The following is a 26,336-nucleotide window of genomic DNA, read 5'->3' on the forward strand; positions in this document are numbered from 1 at the left end:
GCGGTTAAATCTTCGTCGCAAATCCACAATAGGAATTGGGGTTATATTCGTGATACTCTTTTAATGCCGCTTCGCAGTCGTCTTGAGTCTCAAACCACTTGCTATAGACTTGGTAGGAATTATGGCTAGATAGGTTGCGATAGTTGGCGGACCAGAAAAAATCAGCTTGGTTGTAGCCGTCCTCCACCAGGGACTGACGCTTATTTTCCGCGTGGTGGGGAGTATAAAAAGCCGAATCTCCAATAAAATAAAATGATAGGGGGAGTTGATAGGTTTCCGCGATCGCTTCCGAGTTGTTCGGTTCTGACGGAGAGTGCCAAAATATGGTTAATCCTAAACCTGCCAGAATCCCTAAGATCACACCTACTATAGCCGGGATTTGCCAATCGGGTTGGCGTTGGGGTGGCCTCGGTGGGGTGGATTTGGGAAAAATTACCGTCGAAGGGGGAACAGAAATTTCCGTCGATGCTATGGGATGGGATAATCCTTCTAAGGCGGTGAGCATTTCTTGAGCATCAGAAAAGCGATCGCCAGGGTGAAACCGAATGGCGCGATCTAAAATATCCGCAAATTCCGCATTCACCGTTGGGACTAAGTGCCGCCATTGAATTTGCGCCGTGTTTGAGTCAATCGGTAACTCCTGGGGCGTTTTCCCCGTTAACATATAAATAGCAGTTACTCCCAGACTGAACAAATCACTGGCAAAAAATGGGTGTCCCGCCGCCTGCTCAGAAGCCATAAATCCCGGTGTCCCAATGACCAGCGACGGCGTAGGATTACCGCGAGAGTTTAACACAGTCCCCATAATCTCTTTAACCGCCCCAAAGTCAATCAAAACTGGTTTTTGGTCGGGAGATTGCAGGATGATATTGTCTGGTTTGATGTCTCGGTGAATTAGACCATGGCTGTGGATGGTGTGGAGGACTGGTAGCAGGTTTAGCAAAAGATCCCGGACTTCGGTTTCCGACATCGACCCCTGTTGCTGTATGCGACTGGTGAGAATTTCTCCTTCTATCCACTCCTGGACTAAGTAAAACTGTCCGTCTTCTTCAAAATAAGCATACAGGCTAGGAATGTGATCGCTAATTTCTCCTAATTTTTCTAAGACTGTCGCTTCCCGCCGAAAACGTTCGGTGATAAAATGATGAACATTGGGGTCATCAGCTTTCGGTTTTAAGCGTTTGATGGCACAACGGCGGCGAGAGGGCATTTGGTTGTCCTCCGCCAAAAACGTTTCCCCAAAGCCACCGCTGGCGATCGCCACTAGGATCTGGTAACGATTATTCAGGATCACAGTCGAGTTAGGTGGGGAGTCTGATGGATTTAGCATAGTCAAGACCAGGTAAAGTTGAATCACGCAACGCACCTATTGCATTAAATTCACTTTATGGGTATAATGGCTTTAGCACAGATGCCAAGGTGCAACTTTACTCAGCATCACAGGGTTTTTCCTCAAACCAACTGGCTGGCTGCGATCGTGCTGATTCTCTCAACGTGACGGCTTGTAATTCGTCATATTCCCGGGTCTGCTGATCATATCTTGTCTTAACCAAGACATTCTGCTACTATAGGTAGCTAAATTAGGTTTTTCTCCTTCAACCCACTATTTTGGGTGGGTGATGTCCTCCGACTTGCTTGTTAGAATCTTCGAGTAGCTCTCAACCACTGTGGAAAAAAAAGTTAGACATTTTTTGGAAAGTATGCTATCGTATAAAATCAGGAGGTGTCTTCCCCGAAAAAATGCAGCTCAATTAGGCATCGGTGCGACATAGCGTTAGGGGAAAACCCAAAAAGTTCTTTAAGATTTCAAAAATTGAAGAGGTATTATGAGCCAAAAGGTTATACACCCGATGGATAAGTTTCAGCGTCAGGTGCATTCCCTAGTGAAGTCTGACATTGTTAAACCTGAAGATAGCCTATGGAAAATAGCACTGCTATTTGGCGATAAATGGAAGTATTGGAAAGCGGAACTGATTGAATTCGGTTTTTCCATGCAAGATCCAATTAGTGAACTGTTGGCTGTTGATGTTTGGGATGAAGAATAAAACCCTGTGAAGCGTTAACATTTTGGTAAGCATTCTGCTAGTGCTGTAGCTAAGGCTGTAGCAGTCTGATAGCGATCGCGAGGGGTAAATCTAGTTACCCGTTTAATTACCTCGCGTAAGTCCGGGGTAATAGTAGGAATGCGATCGAGATCAAATCCGTATTCTTGGTCTTGTTTTCCGATATAATTTAGGGGACTCTCACCAGTCAATAAAAATATCAAAGTCGCACCGATCGCATATAAATCCGACTGAGTGAGTGGCTGTCCCCTATCTTGTTCTGGTGCGCTATAACCTTCCGCACCAATACGGGTTCCTGGGGGAGTACCAATTTCCTTAACCGCGCCAAAATCGAGAACAATAATCCGGCGATCGCGATGGCGCACCATCAGGTTAGCCGGTTTAATATCCCGGTGGATAATCGGGGGTTCTTGGTTATGGAGATAATCCAAAACTTCACAGGCTTGGATCATGTATTTAATGGCTATTTCCGGCCTGAGGGGTCCGCTTTGATAAACTTGTTTTTCCAGATCCTGACCGTGAATCATCTCCATAACTAAATACTTTTTACCCCCATGCACAAAAAAGTCATAAAACTTAGGGACTCCCTGATGATTAAGGGATTTAAGAGTTTTAGCCTCCCGCTCAAACAATTCTTGCGCCTTAGCGATCTTAGCCATATCTGCATTCATCTCCTTGACCACCACCAAAATTGGCATCGGCTTTCCGCCAAGAGTCTGAGGCGCATTAGCCTTGCTATTATTGCTATCCCAGGCTAAAGACGTGGTTCCCATACCTCCCTGACCAAGGGTTCGCAAAATCTGATAAGTTCGGATAGTCCGTTCTATCTTAATTGGCCAGCCGCAGTGAATACAGAATAGACTACCAGGGAGATTACCCTCATGATTACAATTAGGAGTATTAATAACCGGAGGGGGAGGCGGTGGCGGTTGTTCAATGGCGACCCGGAGTAAAGGTCCTCCCTTAGCCAATTCTAATAAAGCGCCATCAGCCAAGGGTCCCTGGCTGGCTAAAACACCATTAACAAAAGTCCCATTAGTTCCCCGGCTATTGAATATCCATCGAGAATTATGGGTAGTAGCAGACCTTTGTAAATCGAGATGGTATCGAGAAACCAGGGGATCGATAACCACAACGTGATTATCAGGGGCGCGACCAATTTTAACTAAAGACTCCGTTTCAAACCGCCATTTTTGAATGGGGTTGGTTCGAGTGCCATCAAGTAGGGTCAATGTCAAGATATCGGACATAATTAGAGTTTAGTCTCTGTGATGCACTAGGGCTCGCAGTGCGATCGCCGTAATATTGTCATGGCCGTTGTATTGGTTAGCTAAATCAATCAAGTCATCAACTCCCCGATCCAAATTAGTCTGGGAATCAATCAAAGGCTTCAGATGAGTTTGACAATAGGTTTCCACCAAATCATTATCTGTCAACCCATCAGAAGCCAGCAGTAGCAAAGTATCCTCAGTGATATCAAAAAATTCGATATCTGGTTTTAAATACTTGCCATCCCTAGGCCCCAAGGCTTGGGTAAGTTGATAAGCATCAGGACGGTTATAGGCAGTTTCCGGGTCTACACCTCTAGCAATTTCCCGCTGTCCGACTTCGTGATCAACAGTGATTTGTTCCAAACCTTGACTGCAGGTAAAACGGTAAAGGCGACTATCTCCCACATGAGCGATCGCCACCTGAGTATTAGCTACAATCACTAATACCAAAGTAGTACCCATGCGACCACTACCAGAACGAGTCCCCTGCATATTAACCCTATAGATAGCCTCATTAGCCTCAGCGATCGCATGGTAGATTAATTGTTCTGAGGGTAAACTATCACTATCAGCCCAGTGAGTCTGAAAATATTCTTTCAGGCTCTGTACAGCCATACGACTAGCCACCTCTCCCCCCGCGTGTCCACCCATACCATCACATAGGATATATAAACCACGAGCATAGAGAGTCTGACTACCCGGCATTTCCTGACGATCTAACAAAGTTTGCAGACCAAAGGAGTCCTGATTTTGCGATCGCTCTTTTCCCACATCTGTACGACCAGAAGCCTGTAAATCCAACAACTGAGGCAACCTAGGAACCGTTGGTGCATCTCCAATTTGTCCCGAAGAAGATCCCGTAGTCGGAACATCTGTCTGTAGACGAGTTACAGACGAGCGCTGAGGTGCTGTTGTCGGTTGCTGTGGTGGTGTCAGTTCTGCTATAATTTCATCTAACTTTAAGCGTAATTCTTCAACCCGCTGAAATTTGTCCTCCCGTAGATCCCGCAACATTTGCGTAATCGAACCCATCAAAGTGCGTCCAGATAATTTAAATAGACTTTGCCAAAGTTGTCCTAAATCCGCCACAGTCGGCATCTTTTCCGGGTCATCAGCGTACAACTGTTTAATAAATAAACTGCCAGGAGCAGTGCCAGAAATTGCCAAATTATCCAACCGCAATAAACTTTGGCGATAGTCAACAGGTTCCAGAACGTACCAGAGTTGCGTCATCTGTTGTAACCAAGCCACAATTTGTTGAAGTGGAGTCTGGATATCGTGCCACTTTTGTTCAAAATCCGGCAAATCCGAACAATCTTCCAACAACACGATCGCCTGATACTCGTCTTCCCAGGCATCATGTACCTTGGGAAAATGTTGTGGGTAGCTATAGTATAAATCCCAATACACTTGCGCCGCCGCCATTACCAAAGCCGACCTATTTTGGCGATCATCCCCAGTCAACTGCAAAGCCGCCAGCGGAGACATCTGCAAAGGTTGACAATCCAAAACCGGGACCCTTGCCATTTCCCCCACCGGCAAAGGTGGCAGGGGTTCTAGCAGTTTATATCGCCCTTGGGAATCCAAATAAACAGGTTTATCCACCACAGTAGCTTCTTCAGACGTATCAACTTCAGCTATATCAGCCAGAGAAGTCGAGGGGGGAAATAATTCCGTATCCGTCGAGAGCAAATCCCGATCGCCCACCTGTTCAACATTAGACATCTGGAATAATCCCACATCCTCCTCCTCCTCCTCCTCCTCCTCATCCTCATCAGAGAGTGACACAGCCAGAGAATCATCCCCTAGGGTCTCTAAAAGGGAATGGGTATCATAGTCATCAGCTAACATCAGATTAGAGTCTGTTGCTGTCACCTCAGCACCCGGTAAAGTAGTGATCACATCCCAATTCGAGGAAATCTGATCCTCAACCCCATCAACTCCACCCATGAGGTGATCAAAGTTATCTGTTGCCGCCAAGTTTGGGGGTATCTGTTGGGGGGCAGATTCCTGATATGGCTTATGGCACCATATAACCGCCTGCCACACCTTTCCAGTTTTAGCCCCACAGTTCCAACAATCGAGCTGATCAAGCGAAACTTGGCAGCTACACTGAGGACAAGACCTATAGGTTAAAGATGTGCCACAGCTTTGGCAAAATTTATGATGGTCTGGGTTTTCAAACTGACATTGGGGACAAACAAGCATTTTTGGGGTTCCCCGTAGCGATTGTTTCCATTTTGACATATTCCCGACCCTAACCAGAAAGTTAGCGCCGGATTTTTGATACCCGCCGCCTGATAGTTGGCAAGCAGCAACAGGCAATCAGGCCCCTTGATCAGATTCTAACTCAAACCAGGCTCTGAGAACTTCTGCAACCGTCCAGGCTTGAGCAAAACATCCCCGCGCAGATATGGGGGGATCGCCGTCAAAAATTTCGCTGAGGGTGCCGAGTCCATGATTATTGAGATGATCAGCCATCGGTTCTAAAAATGACTGTGCTTGAGAGCGATCGCCGTAGACATGAAAATGAGCCAATGCAAACGGACCTTGTAGCCATCCCCAAACAGTGCCCTGATGATAGGCTCCATCCCGTTGCAGCTGATCACCACCATAGACACCCTGATATTTCGCATCTTCTGGAGATAGACTGCGAAGACCATAAGATGTTAGCAGTTTCTGGCTACAGATATCTACTACCTGACGTTGCTGTGACGGCGTGAGTAGGCAACTATAGCCCATTTTCCCTAATTGAGGCAGAGAGATCGCGAAAATTTGATTAGGTCGCAGTGAGGGATCATCTCCCTCGGGAGTGTCCAGAACATCATAACAGTAGCCTGTCTGTGGATTCCAGAATCGCGAGAAGCCTTCGGCGGTTTTTTTTGCCCAGGTTTCATAGTCCTGACTGGGTTTATCCAATATTTTGGCAATACGGATCATGATCTGTAGGGCATGATACCACAGGGCATTAACTTCAATCGGTTTGCCAACTCTTGGGGTCACTACCCAATCCCCCACTTTGGCATCCATCCAGGTTAGTTGTGAACCCGGTTCTCCTGCATACAGTAGTCCGTCTTCTGGATCAACTTTGATATTATAGCGGGTTCCTTGATGATGCCAATGGATGATCGAATCTAAGACCGGGAAAAGTTCTGCTAATAAGTTAATATCTAGCGTATGGTCGAAATAGGCCCGGATGCTATCCCAATACCAGAGAGTCGCATCGACTGTGTTATAGTCGGGCGTGTCTCCTACTTCTGGGAATCGGTTGGGCAACATTCCGCGATCGACATAATGGGAAAAGGTTTGTAAAATCGTGCGAGCAATATCTGCGCGTCCGGTAGATAGGGTCAAACCGGGTAGGGATATCATCGTGTCTCGTCCCCAATCTCCAAACCAGGGATAACCTGCAATTATCGTTTTTCCTGGGGTTCCGTCTTTCAGGGTGCGATCGACTATAAACTGATCTGCAGCTAGTATCAGTTGACTTATCCAATCTGGTCGCTGTGCTGGGGGTGACTTATACTCCAATAATACCCGGTCTTTTTGGCGCTTCGCCTCCAACTCCGTCATAATATCCAGATTAGGATCCGCTTTCGTGCTGGCAATCACAGTTAGCGCGCTTCCCGGTGTCAGAGTTGTATGTAAAGTGCAAGCGTGGAGGTGGTCTTCCGTCCAGTCCATTCCTCGGTAACGTTCTATTGCCAAATCATATCCATAGTACCAAGGATTACCCGGCGTAGAAATCATTACCTCTTCTTCCCCACTTCCCTGGGTGAACAGATACAGAGGGTTAGTATCAGGGAATAATCGAATCTCTACCCCTTGTGATCTCGATTTAATATCAATCTGACAGTTATTGGCATTATTGGCATTAGTATTGTAGTGGTGATCCCGATGATTGACCATCGCTTTGATCGACAAACTTATGGCTCTTGTAGCCCGGAGTAAGGTATATTTGACATAGGTTGTATTTTCACCTGTTCTCATCCATATTCGTTTTTCTAGCAAAGCATCTCCACAAGCAAAGTCCCACACAGGAATAGTCCCCTCTAGTCGAAAGTGTTGAATATGCTTGAAACCTTCGGGATCTACTTTGCCGTCAGCCCACCTATTTGTATAAATTGGAAAAAATTGCTCATCATAGCTGACTGTTTCATCTAACTTGGTTAATAACAGGGTTCGATTGAGAGGAGGATTTAAAGCCGCTATCATTAATCCATGATAACGGCGGGTCAACATTCCGCTCACCGTCCCCGCACCATAACCCCCAATACCATTAGTGATTAACCACTCTCGACATTCACTGGAGTTCAGATAATTGCAAATTTCTCGACCAAATGCTAAAACCATGTTCTATCTTGAATTTCTGTGGTGTAGATTACTTAAATGTATTATAATCTATCTTTAAATAAAAATTAAATTAATTCAGATCCCCATGTCATGATCAATAATATAACTTACCTAAGCCAGATCTGGTTTAGTTGTTAGTATCCCCATCATGATCGGGATTGTTGATATTCCTACGGATGTAGGCAATGTATTATGTATAACCTCTGCTGTTTGTGCATTTAACCGTATCCTGAAAACTTAGGATTGTGCCTTGTTATACCTCTCAATATTTCATTGTTTAAGATTGTTGAATCATTAATTTCTTGGGAATATATGCCGGAGAATTCAGGTCTAAAAACACAAGAGATAAAATCATCAATTATCAATGGTTCTGCCCTTGGTTTACTGTTGATTAGTACAGTTATTGCCATCCTAAGTTTAGTCCCTCTATATAACCGCCTTAAAAATAATCAGGAAAAACAACTAATTTTTGAAGCTCAAAATAGTGCATCAATCATTAATAGCTTTATTGATAACTATGTGGATAAAGCCTTAAAAATTAGTCAACAACCCATCTGGATAACCAGTAATACTGAACTATTAACCGATAATCTTTCTAATATTTCTCCCCAAGCCCTAGAAAATACTCGCCAGATCTGGCAAGATTCCTTGAGTGATTCTCTGACCGGAATTGCCTATATAAATGCTCAAAAATCAGTTGTCTTAGAAGTAGGTGAATCCATACCCAGAGAAGTTTTAAATAAACCTAAAATGGTCACTTATCTAACCGGAGGAATTTCGGAGCTATTCACTATTGACAATATTCCTCATATTATGATTGAGAAGTATGGGGAATTGAACGGAAGTCATATATTCTTAGTTAATTTATCATATATACAAAACAAACTCCCAAATAACGCGCATTTTTATCAATCAGATTCCCTAGAATTGGCGATTTTACCCAGTCATCAATTTGCCAGTATTTTTATACTGAATTATCAACCTAGCCAGGTGATGGAGCAACTAGGTCAAGAAGCGGATATTTTGGAAATTATCCAAAGAAATTACCAACGAGGAACTAGAACCGGAGGTCTCTGGTGTATTTCCTGTGATGCTTTCATCGCCTATAGTCCGATTGGCAATCTGGAAGCATCATTAATTATGGGTGAAAAAAAACGGAACCTCTACAGCCCAGTTTATCGCCAGATTTTACTATTATCAGGAACCATGATGCTATTTATCATGGTAGGAACCACCTGTTTAGTGCTAACCATACGTCCCCTCACGAATCAAATTAGCCAAGAAATCTTAGAACGCCATAAAGCGGAGGCGGAATTAATTAAAGAAAAAAACTTTACCCAAACCTTGCTAGAAGCTAATCCGGCTTTTTTTATAGTCCTAGATGTGGAAGGAAAAGTCAAATTTATGAACCCTTCGATGCTCCATACTCTAGGTTATAAGCAAGAGGAAGTGGAAGGGATGAACTACAGCGCTACATTTGTTCCCAAGGAAGAGGGAAAATCAGCGCCCTGGGTGTTTGAATTAATGATTAATCGCCGCCTACCTATCCGCACGGAAGAAACTATGATCACGAAGGACGATCGCGAGATTATTGTGGAATGGTATGGTCGCGCGGTTTTTAATAAAGAAACAGATGAATATGAATATTTTGTGGGCGCTGGTTTGGATATTACCGATCGCAAACGCGCCGATGAGGAAATCCAGTTACTTCAACAAATTACCCACGCTGTCACGATCGCGGTAGATTTTGACTCAGCTTTAGCAGTGGCTTTAGATCTTCTTTGTCAAACCACCAACTGGGAATTTGGGGAAGCATGGATTCCTCACCCTGAACAAACCCATCTGGAATATAGTTTAGTTAGCTATCAAGAAAAGCCGGATTTCGCGGGTTTTTATGAAGAGAGTAAACAATTTTTACTGGGTGTAAATGATGGTTTAGCCGGTCGGGTATGGGCTAGTCAAGAACCGGAATGGGATCGAGATATTTCTGAGGAATCCCAGGCGAATTTCTCCCGCTATTCTCTGATTAAAAAATATGGGTTTAAAGCGGGGTTGGGTGTGCCTATTTTAGCAGATGATCGGGTGTTGGCGGTGTTAGTGTTTTTGATGTCAACCCCGAGGGAACAAGATAATCGCTTAGTTAAACTGGTGTCTTCGGTGGCTATGCAATTGGGTTCGGTATTTCAACGGAAGCAAGCGGAGGAGAAATATCGAGATATTTTTGAAAATGCCTTAGAGGGAATTTTTCAAATTGACCTACAAGGAAAGTATATTAGTGCTAACCCGGCTTTGGCTAAAATCTTTGGCTATGAGTCTCAACAACAACTGTTGGTTAGGGGGAAGCAAATTAAAAGTGTTTATGCTGATCCGGAAACCTATAATAGGTTTATTAATCTTCTGCAAACTAAGGGTTCAGTTTCTAATTTTGAAGCCCAAGTTTATCGGCGAGATGGTCAATCAATTTGGATCTGGCAAAATGCGCGGGCTCTTTATAGCGATCGCCATGACCGTGTGCTTTACTATGAAGGGTCAATTATGGAAATTACCCACCTGAAAGAAACGGAAGCTAAACTGCGTCATAGCGCCTCCCATGACTCTCTGACGGATTTATGGAATCGGGCATTTTTCCTAGATAAATTAAATGATTCTCTTAGGAAATGTAAGACCCTAGATAATTATCAATTTGCTATTCTGTTCTTAGACCTAGATGGCTTCCAATTTATTAATGATAGTCTCGGACACGCCATCGGCGACCAACTGCTAATCGAGATTAGTAAACGGCTTACAGATTGTGTGGATTCACATATCCTAGCACGATTGGGAGGGGATGAGTTCACGATTTTATTAGAAAATATTACGGATATTCAAGAGGCGATCGATGTGGCGGAGAGGATTCAGGAAGCCTTAAAATTGCCGATATTCCTAGGAGACAATCAGATTTTTACGGGTGCGAGTATTGGTATTGTTGAGGGTAACAACTCTAACTATGAAAGTTCTCCAGAGGTCTTGAGAGATGCAGATACGGCTATGTATCGCGCTAAAAGGCAAGGAAAAGGTTGTTATGTGGTTTTTGACTCAACGATGCGAACGAACGCCCTACGGCGCTTATACCTGCAAACCCAGCTACGTTTAGCGTTACAAGAACAACAGTTTGAACTGAACTATCAACCAATTATTGAACTATCGACGGGGACTATTGCAGGATTTGAGGCTTTATTGCGTTGGGACCACCCCCAAGAGGGTTTGATATCTCCGGCTGAGTTTATCCCGATAGCTGAGGAGGCGGGTTTAATTGTTGATATTGGGGAATGGGTATTGCGACAGGCTTGTTTTCAGTTAAGCGAATGGAAAGATAAGTTTGCGGTTTATTCTAATCTGATGATGAGTGTTAACCTGTCTTCTCAGCAATTTACGAATGATTTGGGGCGGCGTATTAGCAATATTTTAGTTGAGACGGGGGTGGCGGGTTCGGAGTTAAAATTAGAGATTACAGAAACGGCAATTATGAACGACCCAGAATTAGCGATCGCCACTTTACAACAACTCAAACAACAACAAATCAAAATTTGTATTGATGATTTTGGTACAGGTTACTGTTCGTTGGGTTATCTGCATAAATTCCCAGTAGATATCCTCAAAATTGACCGCTCATTTGTCAGTCAAATTCCCGAAGGCGAGGATAAGCGGGAAATTGTCCGGGTCATTGTGGCTTTGGCTGAAAGTCTGAAGATGGATGCGATCGCCGAAGGTATTGAAACCGCCGAACAACTCCACCATTTACAGAAGTTTAATTGCAAATATGGACAGGGTTATTTTTTCTTCCGTCCCCTCAACCGTCAAGCAGTAGAAGCATTATTACACCATGCTCAAATCGGATTACCACTACCCAGCCAATTTTAACCAAATTAAGAATTTGAGCGCCAATAGCGATCGCGTATCTGTTGCTGAATCTGATTTAACTGTGTTTCCGATAAAGCCATATTCTCAGCTTGTAACCAATTGATTAAATCCCCCACTAAAGGAACCCCCAAACCTAAATCTTGGAGTTGTTGACCTTGACTAAAAACGGCTTTTGGTGTACCTTGACAAGCCAGTTTTCCCCTATCAAGTACCAAAACCCAATCCGCCCATGCTTCCACAAAATCCAAATTATGAGTAGCGATAACTAGAGTAGTTCCTTGCTGTTGAATCTGATTTAATAAGCAGTGAAAGTTAGTAACTTGATAAGAGTCAAGATAAGCCGTAGGTTCATCCAAAAATAATAATTGTGGCTGCAACACCATTATATCAGCAATTGACACCCTTTTTTTCTGCCCCAAACTCAGATAATTAATCGGTAAATCCGCCAAACTGACTAAATCAAATTCAGCCAAAATTTGGCGCACCCTTTGAGCAATTTCTGAGGTAGATAAACCCAAGTTACACAAGCCATAGGAAATATCCTCTGACACGGTAGTGGCTACTAACTGCTGTTCAGGATTTTGGAATACTAAACCCACATTTTGGCGCAATTGATTCAACGATCGCCGTTTATATTGTAGCGGTTGACCTCGCCAACTAATCACCCCTGACTGGGGACGATATAACCCATTAGCTAATCGAAATAAGGTAGTTTTTCCGCAGCCATTACGTCCAATGACAGCATAACGCTGATATCTACCAAATTGACAAGTGATATTTTCCAGGGTTGGCTGCTGACTACCGGGGTAAGTATACTGAACATTCTCAAATTCTAGTAACTCAAATTCCGAGGACATAAAACCATCCAATACTCACCAACAATAGTAGACAACCACAACATCCTTCCCAGGTATATCGAGGGTTAGGTTGGTGGCGATAAACCGACCAAACCCGCAACTCTCCGTTAAACCCCCGCGCGGTTAATCCTAAACAAATTTGTCGATAATTTTCTAGGGTTTGTTGGAGTAATTGACTGGTGACAATTCCTAAACTGCGAATGGTAGTTTTCCAGTCACCATAACCGATGCGAACCTGTTGAGCGATTAATAATTGACTAGCGGTTTCAGTTAACATAAAAATAAACCGATACATTAACATTAATAATTCTGTGATTAAACTCGGACAGCCAATCTTACGGAAAATTCTAATGATTTCCACTAGGGGGGTAGTGAGTAAAATAAAATACATACAGGAGGTTAACACTAGGGAGCGAGTTAGCAAAAACCCAGCTTGTTGCATTCCTTGATTACTGAAATATATCAAGATATCCCCTAGGTTAAATCCCCAGATAATATCAGTTTTAATTAATTCGAGATTAGCTGAATTAACCACCCCCAATAGTAAGGCGGGAATGCTAGTTAACCAAAAACTAAAGGGGATGGCTTGCAATTTCAGATAAATTCCTAGGGGGATTTTAGCGTAAATCACAACCCAAATTGTCACCCAAATGGTGATCAATATTTGCAGGAGGGGGGGAGCCGCCAAACTGAGACAAAACAGGGTGGCGGCAAAGGTTAACTTATGTTCAGAGGGTAAATACCTTAACCGATTGGTATAGGCGATCGCATCAATTTGATGGTGCATTTAGGATGAGCGATTTTTGCCTTGTTGACGACCTTTATATAAGCCAATCACATAGCCCACGATACCCGCACCAATGGCGGCTTGAGAAACAAATAACAGGCTCTCAATTTCGCCACTGGGAACTTCTAAGATAGGTTCAAACCAGGGTTGATAATTGGGTTGAATTTCGCCGATGAGATTTTCGGCTTGTTCATCGGCTCCCTCATAATCTCCTCGGATAAAAATTAGTGGCGTTATGGATAAAATAACGACGGCTAAAATCATCCATAAATTGCGATTTTTGACGGGTTGATCAGAAGTTGGTGTCATGATTATTTTACTTAGCTATTAGCTTTCCCAATTTTCAAGGTTTGCAGTTCTTCTGAGGCGTAGGACTCTAGCCAATTCCAAACTACCAGCGTTAATAGTCCCTCACTAATTGATAGGGGAATTTGAGTGACTGCAAAAATCCCCGCAAATTTGATAAAGGAAGCGATAACCCCCCCAGAAGCAGCCGGAAAAGCTACGGCTAACTGTATGGAGGTAATTAAATAAGTGGCTAAACTTCCCAAGGCTGCTGCGAAGAAAATACCTAGTTTTTGTTGGTTAAATTGGCAGAATAGTTGGTAAATGCCATAGGCGACCCAAGGGCCGACAATTGCCATGGAAAATACATTGGCTCCCAGGGTAGTTAAACCGCCGTGAGCGAGTAATACGGCTTGGAAAAGTAGAACTAAACTGCCTAAAACTGTCATCACTGACGGTCCGAATAAAACAACTCCTAATCCGGTTCCGGTGGGGTGAGAACAACTCCCTGTCACTGAGGGTATTTTCAGGGCTGACAGGACAAAAGTAAAGGCTCCGGCTAGGGCAATTAATAGCTTTAATTCGGGGTTTTTTTGGGTGATTTTGGTGAGTTTTTGTAAACCAATTACCCAGAAAGGGATGATTAACACCCACCAAAAAACCGCCCAGGTAATAGGTAAAAAACCTTCCATAATGTGCATTGCTTGAGCTGGAGTGGCTGCACCTATTACCAAATAAAATGTTAACCCAATCATGGCGATTAGGTGTATCATTCGATGATTTTTGCTCATCTGTACCTCGCAGATTTGTGAGTGAGAAATAACTATAGGCGGGCATCCTGACTCACAGATTGGGTGGAAAAATTTGCCTTAAATCTGATTACAGTTGCGGGACAGTGCCGGATTTACACCGAACTTTCCCCATTACTCCTAGTGGCTGTTCCCCACTAGAACCTATAGTTTTGGCTATTATACCATGTGTAGGTCAATAGTGAACCAAGCTGGCAAATATTTAATTAAGTATGCTCTCGGGTGGCCCAATATTGTTGTACGGCTTGCACATTATACCAATTCAAAAAAATCCGAGAAATTTCTAAGGCTAATTGAGACTGACCACGATTAATTAACCACTGTAAAAAATGCGCCATTGTCCTTTCATTAAGTTGACCTCTGAGGGATAAAATCCCCCAGAGTATCCGATGCAAAATTGTCATTTGAATCATCATTTTTACTGACCATGTAGGATGTTTTTGGTAGAAAACTACCCCCATTCTGCCCCTTTGTTTTTCCTTTTCAATTAGGGCGGGTATTTGTTCTAAGCTAAAGGGTGGATGCCAATGATATCCGACGGCGGCGGGGCATTTGATTAATTTTAAACCTAATTTTTTTAGCCTAACTCCTAGTTCGAGGTCTTCCCAACCATAAAGCTGAAATTGAGGGTCAAATAATCCGGCTTCGATTAACCAATGGCGGGCGATCGCCACATTTCCAGTAGCAAAATAAGCGGCGGAAAAATCGGTAATTTTATAGGGTTCTGTGGTGGGATGTTCAAAATTGCAGGTATTGACAACTCGACCATAGGTAAAGATGCGATCGCTTTTTTGAGAGTTGGCAATTAATGCCCTAGCGTGAGCCTCCAGAAAGCTATCAGTTACCACCAAATCACTATCGATAAAAACAATAATCTCTCCCCTAGCCTGTTCAACTCCCAAATTTCGCGCCGCCGCCGGTCCCTGGTGGTCTTGCTGGTAAATGCGAAGATGGGGAAATGCGCCCTGATGAGTGGCCAACCATTCCACAGTCCCATCAGTGGAACCATCATCGACTAACACCACCTCTAAACCCGTCACGGCGGCGCTATAGGCTTGATTTTCTAATGCTCTCAGACACTTCTGTAAAATCGGTAAACGGTTATAGGTGGGGATAACAACGCTAAAAAACATAGATTTTGGGGGACAGTTGGCGATGCTCTGAAACTATAACCTAATTGTTACCCGTTCACTGTTAAATCGTGGCGATTGGGGTGATAATGAAATGTTTGTTGTCTAGGAGCTTTGGTAGATTATGGGTCGCGCTGAAAAAGCTGTACTTGCCTACTCTGGTGGTGTAGATACCTCCGTCTGTATTCCTTACCTCAAAAACGAGTTTGGGGTAGCTGAAGTAATTACTGTGGCGGTTGACTTGGGACAAGGTGATGAACTAGGACCAGTGAAACAAAAGGCCCTCGACTCTGGCGCGAGTGAGTCTTTAGTGATTGATGTACAACAGCGATTTGTCCAGGAATTTGCTTTTCCGGCTATTCAAGCCAATGCTTTGTATGAGAATCGCTATCCCCTGGCTACGGCTTTAGCACGTCCTTTGATTGCTCAGATTTTGGTGGAAGTTGCCGAAAAATACGGAGCAGACGCGATCGCTCACGGTTGCACGGGAAAAGGCAATGATCAGGTCCGCTTTGATGTGTCTATCGGCGCTCTCAACCCTAATATTAAGATTTTGGCTCCGGCTAGGGAGTGGGGTATGAGTCGGGAAGAGACGATCGCCTATGGGGAAAAATGTGGCATTTCCTTCCCGGTTAAAAAGTCTTCCCCCTACAGTCTCGATCGCAACTTGCTTGGTATGGCGATCGAAGCTGGACCACTCGAAGATCCCTGGGTTGAACCCCCAGAGGATATTTATGGGATGACTAAAGCGATCGCTGATACTCCTAACGAGCCCGAATATGTAGAAATTGGCTTCCAAGCTGGCATTCCTGTTAGCCTCAATGGGGAAGCACTCAACGGGGTTGACCTGATCTCTCGCTTAAATGCGATCGCCGGAAACCACGGTATCGGACGCATTGATATGATCGAGAATCGTTTGGTAGGCATTAAATCTCGGGAAGTTTACGAATCCCCTGCCATGGTTGTACTCATTCAGGCTCACCGAGATCTTGAAAGTCTGGTTCTCACTTCTGATGTCACCCGCTATAAACGCGGCATTGAGGAAACCTATAGCCAAATTGTCTATAATGGCCTCTGGTTTAGTCCCCTCAAAGGTGCGATCGATGCCTTTATCAAACAAACTCAAGAACGGGTCAGCGGCACTGTACGGGTAAAACTGTTTAAAGGCAATTGCAACATTGTCGGCCGCAAGTCTGACAAATCCCTCTACAGCCTTGACCTGGCTACTTACGGCTCTGAAGATGTATTTGACCACAAAGCCGCCGAAGGATTTATCTATGTTTGGGGTCTTCCCACTCGCGTTTGGTCTGAAAAAATGAGAGATTAACCCTTTAATTCTCAACTATCGGGGCGGGTTCTACCGTTAATGAACTGCCCCACCCCCTGCCCCTACTTGTCGAATTTTATATAAGTTTTGCTAATTAATACAACCAAATATATTTTTTTTTCCAAAGATTGTTAAGAATTAATACAATTTTATTGCCAATTCCTCGCAAAAAGTTGACGAGATTATAGGGGTTGTGGTAAGCTGGGAGAAATTGCACCCAAGGGCTTACTGTGCCTATATGCAAAAATACAGCCGGAAACCCTGATTATCTCGCGGTTAAAGTTATTCTGCCAGCAAAAAATAAAATTCACGATGCACGAGTTTTTGAGGAAAATGCCCCCACTATTTTTATCACCCTTGACAAAAACCATATTTTGTGCATTCCCCCCAAAAGCCACAAGTAATAATCAGATCCTCACCCGAAATTGCCAGATCAACAGAGTTTGAGAATAGCGGGTGAGGAGGGGGAAAGAATTATAACATCAGTGGCTTAAAACCATGTTTAATAGACATCCGACCAATCATATCCATTTTATCCAAAGTGATTTGATTTCGGCCCCAAGAAAAATTGGTATATATAGCCTCAAACTCCAATAACATAGATTCCGCAAAACAGGCGAATAGCTGGCGACCGGGAACATTCATATTGACAATTTTCATGATTTTCCAGTCAATATCTAAAGCGTGTTCCACAATGCCCCCAGACAGGACATGAACACCGGGACTTTGAAACTTAGTTGCCATATTTTTAGGATAGCCGCCATCAATCAACAAACAGGGTTTTTTCAAAACCTCCGGGTCAATTTCCACCCCCTGGGGCATACTAGCGACCCAAACCACAATATCAGCCTTGGGTAATGCTTCATCTAAGGCCATAATTTTACCCCGTCCCAATTCAGCTTGGAGGTTTTGGAGTCTTTGGCGATCGCGAGCAATCAATAGTATTTCAGCCACATCAAGTCTGCCATTTAGCCACCGACAAACCGCACTCCCAATATCTCCGGTAGCACCACAAACCGCCACAGTAGCCTTAGATAAATCTATTCCTAATTTCGGTGCGGCTTGTTCAACTTGACGGCAAATAATATAAGCCGTGTGTGTGTTTCCGGTAGTGAAGCGCTCAAACTCTAACTTAATGTTGCGAATTCTACCCAGTTGATCCAAATTAAATCTCTCCAAAATAATCGAAGAAAACCCCCCCAAAGCCGTAATATTAATGCCATTTTTTTGAGCATGAGCCATAGCATTAATAATTTTGCGAGTAGCAGCTTTCATGCGGTTAGTAGCCAACATTTCGGGTAAGAAGCAAGACTCTACATACCTACCCTCAATTACCTGACCCGTAATACTTGTTACCTTAAGATCCTCAACAATTACGGGTGGTGCGCTGCACCAAAAATCCAGACCTTGATCAGCATATTCTGCATAACCCAAATCCCGAGCCACAACCTGGGCGTGTTCCAAACTGGTAAGATGACCGATGAGACCAAACATGATTCGATTGAGTTATTTAGTTATTTTTAGTTAACATCCTCTTGGGGGAGGCTATTCTATTTACCGATCTCCCGGCAAAAATATGGGAGTCGATGCCGGATATAGAAATTAATTTTACCTGCAAAGGAGCAGGTTGGCTTGTGACTTTATCCTTAATCTCATCACCAACCTGCCCATAGTGCCAGCAATTCAGAATGAAGCCCTCCCCACCTGCGAGGGCGCGAGGTGGGAGTGTCTTATGGTAATCCCGGACTCGCCTGAGTCCAAATATCACACAAACAAGCCCAGCTTCTAGGCGAACCTCCAGAACATTTGCGCGAGCCCTCCTCACCGTCATTTCTGCGAGTGAGCTTCAGCATTCCTCTCGGCAATATCTTGACTTCCATTCAGGTCGCAGTTATAGCGCTTCCCATGGGAAAATACAGCCAGAGCATAGTTTTTTGAGTCTCGTTTCACCATCCTAGACCCATCGTAAGCCAGTTTTGATGCTGACCTGCCCAATGGCGCTGATGGCCGCTCTGCGGTAGTAGCTAGGGAACTTGTAGAATATCCTATCGATGGACGGGTATTTCACGACAGGACGTTTAGCTGTTGCGTGGATTAAACGCTCTAGGGCTGGGATTTGTTGCTCAGAGGATCAGGCTATGACGATTAAGACCGTGGCGATCGCAGACCGCCACCTGTTCAGCGGTTCGGCTGCGCTCACCGACAGCACCGACAGCACCGACCGTTTTTGTTCAAAATCTCAACCTGACTAAGTTAAACTCCTGCCAAGCCATAAGCAGACATCCGCATAATATCGCGGGTAGTGAAACCAATATTGCTCAGAGCTTCCCCATAGGCAATCATGAAGTCCTCAATTAAGGCTTCTTTCTCCATTCCCAGGATACTGGCATCTTTTTCCACCTGGTTAAGCATTTTCCAGACCAGGGGTAAGTTTTGGCGGTTAGCTTCTTCTAATTCAGCTTTGGACTCTTCAAAGTGAGCTTTCAGCCACTCCTCGCCAAAGTTCAGATGCTCGTACTCATCTTTAACCACGCCTTCGGTAATTTTGCGAGCAAAGGGATCAGCCACCGGGATATAGATGTTGTAAGCAGCGATCGCAAAACTTTCAATAATTAAAGATTGGATCAGCAAACAAGTGACCAACTTACCTTCAGCCGCCGCCTTTTGGAAGTTACCATGCAGTTGAGCAAAGAACTCACGGCCAAAGTCCATGTCGGGGCTAACTTCCAGGTTGCGACCACAAGCCTGAAACCCTTTCATGTGACGCTTTTCCATTTTCGACAGACGAATCAACTCTTCCCGTTCTTCCGGCAGCATTTCACCCAGTTTGATGTAATTATCATATGCTTCTTGCTCACCTTCAATTACGATCGCATTAATCCGGCTATAGGCATCTTTATAGGTTTCGTTCTGAAAGTCTAGTTCAGCAATTGTTTCAAGCTGTGGCATAAATTAAATTTCTCCTGGTAACAAACAAATGAGCTGTTCTTGACACTCCCACCCTTATTAGCAGTGGAATTCTTGGTTCACTGATATCACTTACACATCCAACTCGAAAGCCAGATATCCAGAGGTAGATATCTCCCCAAGCGTTTTGCTCTCATGTCCGAGAACCTGTTTCGATCTGCCTGACCGTACAGTGGGGGTCAAAATTCTGCTATTTTTATGGCTTGCTTCCCCCATCAATGGCCATTACACTGAGAATCCAGATACAGAATTATGGCATCTGACTCACTCAATGGCCTTTAGCATCAGCAAGCATTAGGATCTTTATAGTTTACTTTATCTATTTATTCCAGGAATTGACCAACTTTGTCGTATTTTCTAAGATTAGTTCCTGACACACCCAGTTAAACTTAATAATCATGGCATTTTTGATAAGTTTATCTTAATCCAATTTTCGATCGCTCTGTAACTCAACTTTATGAAAAAATCTGTAAACTGGAATACTTTTTTTCAGGTGCTAACCCTGTTGTTGTTACTGGTGGGGGCGGGAATTGTCCTGCTGCCCCTAGTGATCGTAGTGTTCACCTCCCTATCAGAACCTAGCGCCGCCGATAGTTCTCAGCTTACCCTGGCAAACTACCAACAGGCATGGCAGCGGGGTAGCTTTCTGTTAGCCTTCGCTAATTCCACCTTTGTCGCCTTATCTGTAACCGCCTTTCAGGTGATCACCTCAGCCCTAGCGGGTTATGCCCTAGCGCGACTCAAATTTCGCGGCCGACAGGCGATCGTCTTAGTAGTCTTGGCGACCTTGGTAATTCCCTTTCAATTGTTAGTAGTTCCCATTTTTCTCGTCCTCAAATGGGGTCATTTACTCAACTCCTACTGGGCCTTAATCCTACCCACAGCCGTCAATGGCTTCGGGATTTTTCTGTTACGCCAATATTTCATCACCATTCCCTTAGCCTTAGAGGAAGCGGCCACCATTGACGGGGCCAACCGCTGGCAAATTCTCACCCAGATCATGCTACCCCTAGCCCGTCCCGCCCTGGTAACCCTGTTTCTATTTACCTTCATTGGCGAATGGAATGATTTATTCAAGCCCTTAGTATTTACCACCCGACCCGAGTTAAGAACCGTACAACTAGCTTTAGCCGAATTTCAGGAACAGTTTACCAGCAGTTGGCAACTACTAATGGCCGCCGTAGTTATTGCCACTGTCCCCGTGGTGATCTTATTCCTGTTGGGTCAGCGACAGTTCATCCGAGGCATTGCTACCACAGGAATTAAAAATTAACCCCTCAGCAATTGACAATGGTTTGGCGATCGGGTTTGATGAGAAGAGGAGAAACAGATGAGCAGCCGATGTTCTGGTGAGGCAAATAGGGATGTTGAAACGATTGCGAGTTCTGATCATCATGGGTTTAGTTTCCCTGATGCTGGGGGGATGTGTTCACTCCGATATAGGGATTGAATTTTCTGATCAGACCCACGGCAAAATTGTCCAGCATATCCGGTTAGCCGAAGAAGTGACTAACTTAGGGTCAGACGCTTTAGATGAGTGGCTTCCGAGTCTACGTCGTCGCGCCAAACTTCTCAACGGTAAAGCTAAACAATTGTCCAATCAGGAGATTGAAGTTACTATCCCCTTTTACAATGGGGCAGATTTACAGAAAAAATTTAGCGCCTTTTTTAACCCCATCACTCCCCCCTCTAGCCGATCGCTTCCGGCTACAGAAGGGCAACTACCACAATTTGCCTCAGATTTGCGTTTAAAGCAAAATAACTTAATATTTGCTCTGCGTAATCGGATTAACCTAGAATTAGACCTAACATCCCTAGCCCTAGTAGCCAGCGAGGATAACGTTATTGTTGGGGCCGAAAACCTGATCGACCTAGAATTTAGGCTGATTACCCCTTGGGGAGCGCGGGTGATAGCTGACGGCAACCCCGACTCTGACTCCAACCCGACCACAGAAGAAAACGGCAAGTTGGTAGTATGGACTCTCCAACCTGGGGAGATTAACCGACTAGAAGCCATTTTCTGGGTTCCTAGTCCTGTCGGCATTGGCACAGCCATCATTGTCCTGTTCGCATATTTTGGCTTCCTGCTGAAGTATCGACTGTTATCACCCACTACCACACCAGCCGCCAACAATAATCAACCCGTTACCTCAGATAACTAAAAATGGGTTAATTATACACTGGTGATTACTTGAGTCGAAAAGACTGGTTTTTTTATGGTCTCTAAACCCTTCCAAAATATTTGACAAGCCGCGCTAACTTTTTATGAGAATCGCCCTTTTTACTGAAACATTTTTACCGAAAATAGATGGGATTGTCACCCGTTTATGTCATACCGCCGAACAACTAAATCGCCTAGGTGATGAGGTGCTAATAGTTTCTCCAGAAGGTGGATTAACCGAATATAAAGGCTGTCAAATCTACGGTGTAGAGGGATTTCCTCTCCCCATGTATCCTGAACTCAAAATCGGTCTTCCTCATCCGGGAATTGGGGCAAAATTAGCGGAATTTAAACCAGATATTATCCATGTAGCCAACCCAGCCGTATTGGGATTAAGTGGCCTGTATTATGGTAAAAAACTCAACGTCGGGTTAGTAGCCTCCTACCATACCCATCTACCCCAATACCTGCACCACTACGGCTTAGGAATGCTAGAGGAATTCCTGTGGGGGTTATTGCGTACAGCCCATAATCAGGCTATGTTAAACCTGTGTACCTCCACAGCAATGGTTGAGGAGTTACGCAATCATGGCATTGAACGGGTAGACCTATGGCAGAGGGGGGTGGATACAGAAATGTTCCAACCCCATAAAGCCACTAAAGAAATGCGCGATCGCCTCAGTATGGGAAACCCAGACGATACCCTACTGTTGTATGTAGGCAGACTAGGAGCCGAAAAAGAAATCGATCGCATTAAACCTATTCTAGCAGCAATACCCAACGCCCGTCTCGCCCTAGTCGGAGATGGTCCGAACCGGGAAAACCTAGAACAGCATTTTGCCGGAACTCCCACCAACTTCGTCGGTTATCTGCGGGGAGAGCAATTAGCGGCCGCTTACGCCTGCGCTGATGCCTTTATTTTCCCTTCCCGGACAGAAACCCTAGGTTTAGTCCTCCTCGAAGCTATGGCGGCAGGAACCCCCGTAGTTGCCGCGCGGTCTGGGGGAATTCCTGATATTGTCACTGACGGAGTAAATGGCTATCTGTTTGACCCCCAGGATGAACAAGGAGCCATCAAAGCCACCAGTAGACTATTATCCCATAGTGATGAGCGGGAACTGTTGCGACAAAATGCCCGATTAGAAGCCGAACGCTGGGGGTGGGCTGCTGCTACTAGCCAACTGAGGCGCTATTATCAAAATATTTTGGCTCGTGAATCACTGCCCTCTGTTGCTTAGTTGAAAGGAAACCCGTAGACTTGAGACAAGGAATAGATTATCGCTGTTCCTTGCTTCTTCCTTTTGAGGCTACTGAATCGGGGGATAAACCGTTCAGATGGAGTCCTTTGTCAATTTAACCCCGACCCATGACAGTTTCCCACGCAGGTAGCATTCTGGCTACATTGACTCAAGTTAATCGCATGGGCTTGTTGGCAGATCGTGTGAAAAATCTGCCAATGGGAGAGTTTATTTGTATTCTCGATTTCATTACCGCAGAATTTCAACAATTTCTCCGAGCTATCGAACTGATTAACAATGAAGCGATCGAAACCCTCCTCGAACAGCTTCTCGATGCCTTTACTCTCAAAATCGGACAAATCCTAGAAGCCGATCGCACTACCATTTTTTTAATTAATCGCAACAAGGGTCAGCTTTGGTACAAAACCTCTCCCGAAACCAACTCTACTGACGGCGAGGGTAACTCCGACGCTAAACATACCGAGGAAATTCGCCTACCCATGGATGTGGGTATTCTCGGCCATGTCGCCTGTACCGGAGAAGCCCTCAATATCACCGATGCTCAAACCCATGAACTATTCGACCCCGCTATTGACCAACCTCATGGGTACGAAGCGCGTAGCATTCTCTGTATGCCTATTTTTAGCACCCAAAATCCTCAAGAAGCGGTGGCGGTGGTGCGACTCCTCAATAAAGCAGGCGATCGCCCTTTTACCGAGGAAGACGAACAGCAATTTCGCTCCTTTGCTGATTCTATTGGTATTATCCTCGAAAGCTGCCAATCGTTTTTTGTCGCCGCCCGTAACCAGCGAGGTGTAGCAGCCCTCCTCAAAGCTACCACTACCCTCGGTCAGAGTTTAGATCTCGAAACTACTTTATTATCCGTAATGGAACAGGCCAGAGACCTAATGCAAGCCGATCGCAGTACCATTTTCCTACTCAAAAAAGAAACCGAGGAACTCTGGACTAAAGTGGCTAAGGCTGATGGTAAAACCATGATGGAAATTCGCATTCCGGCTAATAAGGGAATTGCGGGTTATGTGGCTTCCACAGGTCAAGTGCTAAATATTACCAATGCTTATGCAGACCCTCGCTTTGACCCGACCACCGATCGCAAAACTGGCTATCGCACTCGTAATATTCTCTGTATGCCAGTTTACAACGCTAAAGGTGAGCTGATCGGTGTCACTCAGTTAATCAATAAACATAAAGGCAGTTTCACTGATTCCGATGAGGAATTTCTGCGGGCTTTTAATGCTCAGGCGGGTATTGCTTTACAAAATGCCCAACTTTTTGAGAATGTCATGGTGGAGAAACAGTATCAAAAAGATATTCTCCAAAGTCTCTCAGATGTGGTTATTTCTACGGATTTACAAGGTCGCATTGTTACCATTAATGATGCTGCTTTGGAATTGCTCGGCTGTCCCCGTCACCGTCCCCGCCATCGACAAATTCGCGAATATTGGGAAGAGCAACTTAGCGGACAATATATCTGGGATGTTCTTCCTATTGAAAATTTGCAATTGCGTCTTGAGGATAGTCTCAAATTTGCCGCCCGCCATTTTGTCCCGGAACAAAGTTTAACTGTGGGATTAGTGGAAATGATAGTTAGGGAATTTGGAGATAAAACACCCATTCCTATTTTGGTGGTTCCTGATGCGAAAAAACCAGATATTTATCATGTTTGGGGTCAAGAATATAGGCTTTTAGACGGCAATGCTTTGGCTGATAATCAGGCGATCGCTTCCGAAATTCGACAGCTAGAACGTAGCATTAATTTAACTGTTAATCCTTTGACTAACCCAGAAGGTGGTGTCCGGGGTGGTTTGGTGGTTTTGGAAGATATTAGCCGCGAAAAACGTATGAAAACTACCATGTATCGCTATATGACTCCTGGGGTGGCTGAACGGGTTATGGCTTTGGGAGAAGATGCTTTGATGATTGGGGAAAGGAAAGAAGTAACTATTCTATTTTCTGATATTCGTGGCTATACCACCTTGACTGAAAATTTGGAAGCCTCTGATGTCGTGGCGTTGCTAAATCAATATTTTGAAACTATGGTGGAAGCCGTTTTTTCCCATGAAGGAACTTTGGATAAGTTTATCGGAGATGCACTTATGGCGGTGTTTGGTGCGCCTCTTCCTCTCAGAGATAATCATGCTTGGATGGCGGTTAAGTCCGCTTTGGATATGCGAAAACGGTTGAAAGATTTTAATGAGTCTCGACCTAATGAACCTCAAATTAAAATTGGTATTGGTATGAGTTCGGGAGAAGTAGTATCGGGAAATATTGGCTCTCAAAAACGGATGGATTATACTGTGATTGGCGATGGGGTTAATTTGAGTTCCCGCTTGGAACAGCTTACTAAATTGTATGGCTGTGATATTATTTTAAGTGAAATGACTTATAATTTGTGTGGCGATCGCATTTGGGTTAGGGAGTTGGATAAAGTCCGGGTTAAAGGTAAAAATAATGCCGTTAATATTTATGAGTTGATTGGCTCAAAAAATCAGGCTTTAGATGATGAATGGGTCGAGTTTTTGGGATATTATAATCTGGGACGACAGGCTTATTTAGCCAGGGATTTTGCCTTAGCTATTCAGCATTTTGAAGTGGCTAAAAAAATGCGATCGGATGATAGAGCCGTCGAAATTCATATCGGTCGCGCCCACAATTATCTACAAAATACCCCACCCTCCGACTGGGATGGTATCCATACTATGACAACTAAATAATTGATAATTGATAATTGATTACTAGGTGGCGTGGGGCGGGTTTAGTAATCTTATTTTTTGTCAATTTCATTGACCGTGGAACCCGCCCCTACCGGATAATCGATAATTGATGACTAGGTGGCTTGGGGCGGGTTTAGTAATCTTATTTTTTGTCAATTTCATTGACCGTGGAACCCGCCCCTACCGGATAATCGATAATTGATGACTAGGTGGCTTGGGGCGGGTTTAGTAATCTTATTTGTTGTCAATTTGATTGACCGTGGAACCCGCCCCTACCGGATAATCGATAATTGATGACTAGGTGGCTTGGGGCGGGTTTAGTAATCTTATTTGTTGTCAATTTGATTGACCGTGGAACCCGCCCCTACCGGATAATCGATAATTGATGACTAGGTGGCTTGGGGAATGTCGCAATTTGGATAGTTAATGGGAGGTTAAAATTTAGTTAATTCT

At 44.3% G+C, this 26,336-nt stretch carries 21 protein-coding genes and 1 riboswitch; of the genes, 8 read left to right on the plus strand and 13 right to left on the minus strand.

Going from position 1 to position 26,336, the window contains the following annotated elements; genetic code table 11:
* Nucleotides 1-4: 4 nt before the first annotated feature.
* Both N39L_RS26000 and N39L_RS26005 read right to left on the minus strand, forming a co-directional pair.
* A complete protein-coding gene (locus tag N39L_RS26000; RefSeq protein ID WP_172973449.1) occupies nucleotides 5-1,330 on the minus strand; it encodes a serine/threonine-protein kinase in 1,326 nt (441 codons plus the stop codon).
* Nucleotides 1,331-1,427: 97 nt separating this feature from the next.
* Entirely contained in the window at nucleotides 1,428-1,553 is a 126-nt protein-coding gene (locus tag N39L_RS26005; protein WP_286131378.1) for a hypothetical protein, read from the minus strand.
* A 273-nt stretch (nucleotides 1,554-1,826) separates the two neighbouring features.
* On the opposite strand from N39L_RS26005, the gene N39L_RS26010 reads away from it, so the two are divergent.
* A complete protein-coding gene (locus N39L_RS26010; RefSeq protein WP_006618883.1) occupies nucleotides 1,827-2,045 on the plus strand; it encodes a DUF4327 family protein in 219 nt (72 codons plus the stop codon).
* Between the two features lie 14 nt (nucleotides 2,046-2,059).
* Here the strand turns inward: N39L_RS26010 and N39L_RS26015 are convergent, their stop codons facing one another.
* The 3 genes from N39L_RS26015 to N39L_RS26025 all read right to left on the minus strand — a co-directional run bounded on the left by N39L_RS26015 (nucleotide 2,060) and on the right by N39L_RS26025 (nucleotide 7,687).
* On the minus strand, nucleotides 2,060-3,313 hold the full coding sequence (locus N39L_RS26015) for a protein kinase domain-containing protein (protein ID WP_006618884.1): 1,254 nt from the start codon (nucleotides 3,311-3,313) through the stop codon (nucleotides 2,060-2,062).
* Nucleotides 3,314-3,322: 9 nt separating this feature from the next.
* Nucleotides 3,323-5,542 carry a serine/threonine phosphatase gene (locus N39L_RS26020; RefSeq protein ID WP_006618885.1) on the minus strand — a complete coding sequence of 740 codons (2,220 nt, stop codon included), beginning with the start codon at nucleotides 5,540-5,542 and terminating at the stop codon, nucleotides 3,323-3,325.
* A gap of 117 nt (nucleotides 5,543-5,659) precedes the next feature.
* Nucleotides 5,660-7,687 (minus strand): amylo-alpha-1,6-glucosidase, encoded by a 2,028-nt coding sequence (locus tag N39L_RS26025; protein WP_006618886.1) that lies wholly within the window; start codon nucleotides 7,685-7,687, stop codon nucleotides 5,660-5,662.
* Between the two features lie 273 nt (nucleotides 7,688-7,960).
* Here N39L_RS26025 and N39L_RS26030 point away from each other — a divergent pair, with 273 nt between their 5' ends.
* A complete protein-coding gene (locus N39L_RS26030) occupies nucleotides 7,961-11,587 on the plus strand; it encodes a sensor domain-containing protein (protein ID WP_014276804.1) in 3,627 nt (1,208 codons plus the stop codon).
* A gap of 5 nt (nucleotides 11,588-11,592) precedes the next feature.
* Here N39L_RS26030 and N39L_RS26035 read toward each other — a convergent pair whose 3' ends face one another.
* The 5 genes from N39L_RS26035 to N39L_RS26055 all read right to left on the minus strand — a co-directional run bounded on the left by N39L_RS26035 (nucleotide 11,593) and on the right by N39L_RS26055 (nucleotide 15,458).
* Nucleotides 11,593-12,444, minus strand: coding sequence for an energy-coupling factor ABC transporter ATP-binding protein (locus tag N39L_RS26035; protein ID WP_014276805.1), 852 nt, complete (start codon nucleotides 12,442-12,444; stop codon nucleotides 11,593-11,595).
* Nucleotides 12,428-13,231 (minus strand): cobalt ECF transporter T component CbiQ, encoded by an 804-nt coding sequence (cbiQ, locus tag N39L_RS26040; protein WP_006618889.1) that lies wholly within the window; start codon nucleotides 13,229-13,231, stop codon nucleotides 12,428-12,430. Before cbiQ ends, N39L_RS26035 begins: the two co-directional genes overlap by 17 nt.
* Nucleotides 13,232-13,540 carry an energy-coupling factor ABC transporter substrate-binding protein gene (locus N39L_RS26045; RefSeq protein WP_006618890.1) on the minus strand — a complete coding sequence of 103 codons (309 nt, stop codon included), beginning with the start codon at nucleotides 13,538-13,540 and terminating at the stop codon, nucleotides 13,232-13,234.
* Between the two features lie 11 nt (nucleotides 13,541-13,551).
* Nucleotides 13,552-14,307 carry an energy-coupling factor ABC transporter permease gene (locus N39L_RS26050; protein ID WP_014276806.1) on the minus strand — a complete coding sequence of 252 codons (756 nt, stop codon included), beginning with the start codon at nucleotides 14,305-14,307 and terminating at the stop codon, nucleotides 13,552-13,554.
* A gap of 20 nt (nucleotides 14,308-14,327) precedes the next feature.
* Nucleotides 14,328-14,488, minus strand: a riboswitch (cobalamin riboswitch).
* A 43-nt stretch (nucleotides 14,489-14,531) separates the two neighbouring features.
* Nucleotides 14,532-15,458: a glycosyltransferase family 2 protein gene (locus N39L_RS26055; RefSeq protein ID WP_006618892.1), complete on the minus strand. Its 927-nt coding sequence runs from the start codon at nucleotides 15,456-15,458 to the stop codon at nucleotides 14,532-14,534.
* A gap of 121 nt (nucleotides 15,459-15,579) precedes the next feature.
* Between N39L_RS26055 and N39L_RS26060 the strand changes: the two genes are divergently transcribed.
* Together N39L_RS26060 and N39L_RS26065 are read left to right on the plus strand one after the other, a co-directional pair.
* Nucleotides 15,580-16,782, plus strand: coding sequence for an argininosuccinate synthase (locus N39L_RS26060; protein ID WP_006618893.1), 1,203 nt, complete (start codon nucleotides 15,580-15,582; stop codon nucleotides 16,780-16,782).
* A 230-nt stretch (nucleotides 16,783-17,012) separates the two neighbouring features.
* Nucleotides 17,013-17,186 carry a hypothetical protein gene (locus N39L_RS26065; RefSeq protein WP_014276807.1) on the plus strand — a complete coding sequence of 58 codons (174 nt, stop codon included), beginning with the start codon at nucleotides 17,013-17,015 and terminating at the stop codon, nucleotides 17,184-17,186.
* A gap of 70 nt (nucleotides 17,187-17,256) precedes the next feature.
* Here N39L_RS26065 and N39L_RS26070 read toward each other — a convergent pair whose 3' ends face one another.
* The 3 genes from N39L_RS26070 to N39L_RS26075 form a co-directional block, all read right to left on the minus strand.
* A complete protein-coding gene (locus tag N39L_RS26070) occupies nucleotides 17,257-18,276 on the minus strand; it encodes a long-chain acyl-[acyl-carrier-protein] reductase (protein ID WP_006617164.1) in 1,020 nt (339 codons plus the stop codon).
* Between the two features lie 460 nt (nucleotides 18,277-18,736).
* Entirely contained in the window at nucleotides 18,737-18,850 is a 114-nt protein-coding gene (locus tag N39L_RS33405) for a hypothetical protein (protein ID WP_493572993.1), read from the minus strand.
* Nucleotides 18,851-19,035: 185 nt separating this feature from the next.
* The gene (locus tag N39L_RS26075; RefSeq protein ID WP_014276809.1) at nucleotides 19,036-19,731 is read right to left on the minus strand and encodes an aldehyde oxygenase (deformylating); all 696 of its coding nucleotides are present in this window, start codon (nucleotides 19,729-19,731) and stop codon (nucleotides 19,036-19,038) included.
* Nucleotides 19,732-20,206: 475 nt separating this feature from the next.
* Here N39L_RS26075 and N39L_RS26080 point away from each other — a divergent pair, with 475 nt between their 5' ends.
* From N39L_RS26080 to N39L_RS26095, 4 genes are all read left to right on the plus strand, one after another.
* Nucleotides 20,207-21,022, plus strand: coding sequence for a carbohydrate ABC transporter permease (locus N39L_RS26080; RefSeq protein ID WP_006617167.1), 816 nt, complete (start codon nucleotides 20,207-20,209; stop codon nucleotides 21,020-21,022).
* A 91-nt stretch (nucleotides 21,023-21,113) separates the two neighbouring features.
* Complete coding sequence (locus tag N39L_RS26085; protein WP_006617168.1) at nucleotides 21,114-21,911, plus strand: DUF3153 domain-containing protein; 798 nt, start codon at nucleotides 21,114-21,116, stop codon at nucleotides 21,909-21,911.
* Nucleotides 21,912-22,014: 103 nt separating this feature from the next.
* The gene (locus tag N39L_RS26090; protein ID WP_006617169.1) at nucleotides 22,015-23,148 is read left to right on the plus strand and encodes a glycosyltransferase; all 1,134 of its coding nucleotides are present in this window, start codon (nucleotides 22,015-22,017) and stop codon (nucleotides 23,146-23,148) included.
* 128 nt (nucleotides 23,149-23,276) lie between these two features.
* On the plus strand, nucleotides 23,277-25,883 hold the full coding sequence (locus tag N39L_RS26095; protein WP_014276810.1) for an adenylate/guanylate cyclase domain-containing protein: 2,607 nt from the start codon (nucleotides 23,277-23,279) through the stop codon (nucleotides 25,881-25,883).
* Nucleotides 25,884-26,336: the final 453 nt, after the last annotated feature.

It is taken from the genome of Limnospira platensis NIES-39, from assembly GCF_026000695.1.
GTDB lineage: Bacteria > Cyanobacteriota > Cyanobacteriia > Cyanobacteriales > Microcoleaceae > Limnospira > Limnospira platensis.

Coding starts and splice junctions, on each gene's coding strand:
- N39L_RS26055 (WP_006618892.1), bottom strand. CDS start 15,458: ATGTTTTTTAGCGTTGTTATCCCCACCTATAACCGTTTACCGATTTTA.
- N39L_RS26085 (WP_006617168.1), top strand. CDS start 21,114: ATGTTGAAACGATTGCGAGTTCTGATCATCATGGGTTTAGTTTCCCTG.
- N39L_RS26025 (WP_006618886.1), bottom strand. CDS start 7,687: ATGGTTTTAGCATTTGGTCGAGAAATTTGCAATTATCTGAACTCCAGT.
- N39L_RS26070 (WP_006617164.1), bottom strand. CDS start 18,276: ATGTTTGGTCTCATCGGTCATCTTACCAGTTTGGAACACGCCCAGGTT.
- N39L_RS26095 (WP_014276810.1), top strand. CDS start 23,277: ATGACAGTTTCCCACGCAGGTAGCATTCTGGCTACATTGACTCAAGTT.
- N39L_RS26015 (WP_006618884.1), bottom strand. CDS start 3,313: ATGTCCGATATCTTGACATTGACCCTACTTGATGGCACTCGAACCAAC.
- N39L_RS26050 (WP_014276806.1), bottom strand. CDS start 14,307: ATGAGCAAAAATCATCGAATGATACACCTAATCGCCATGATTGGGTTA.
- N39L_RS26035 (WP_014276805.1), bottom strand. CDS start 12,444: ATGTCCTCGGAATTTGAGTTACTAGAATTTGAGAATGTTCAGTATACT.
- N39L_RS26080 (WP_006617167.1), top strand. CDS start 20,207: ATGAAAAAATCTGTAAACTGGAATACTTTTTTTCAGGTGCTAACCCTG.
- N39L_RS26060 (WP_006618893.1), top strand. CDS start 15,580: ATGGGTCGCGCTGAAAAAGCTGTACTTGCCTACTCTGGTGGTGTAGAT.
- N39L_RS26090 (WP_006617169.1), top strand. CDS start 22,015: ATGAGAATCGCCCTTTTTACTGAAACATTTTTACCGAAAATAGATGGG.
- N39L_RS26020 (WP_006618885.1), bottom strand. CDS start 5,542: ATGCTTGTTTGTCCCCAATGTCAGTTTGAAAACCCAGACCATCATAAA.
- N39L_RS26000 (WP_172973449.1), bottom strand. CDS start 1,330: ATGCTAAATCCATCAGACTCCCCACCTAACTCGACTGTGATCCTGAAT.
- N39L_RS26045 (WP_006618890.1), bottom strand. CDS start 13,540: ATGACACCAACTTCTGATCAACCCGTCAAAAATCGCAATTTATGGATG.
- N39L_RS26075 (WP_014276809.1), bottom strand. CDS start 19,731: ATGCCACAGCTTGAAACAATTGCTGAACTAGACTTTCAGAACGAAACC.
- cbiQ (WP_006618889.1), bottom strand. CDS start 13,231: ATGCACCATCAAATTGATGCGATCGCCTATACCAATCGGTTAAGGTAT.
- N39L_RS26010 (WP_006618883.1), top strand. CDS start 1,827: ATGAGCCAAAAGGTTATACACCCGATGGATAAGTTTCAGCGTCAGGTG.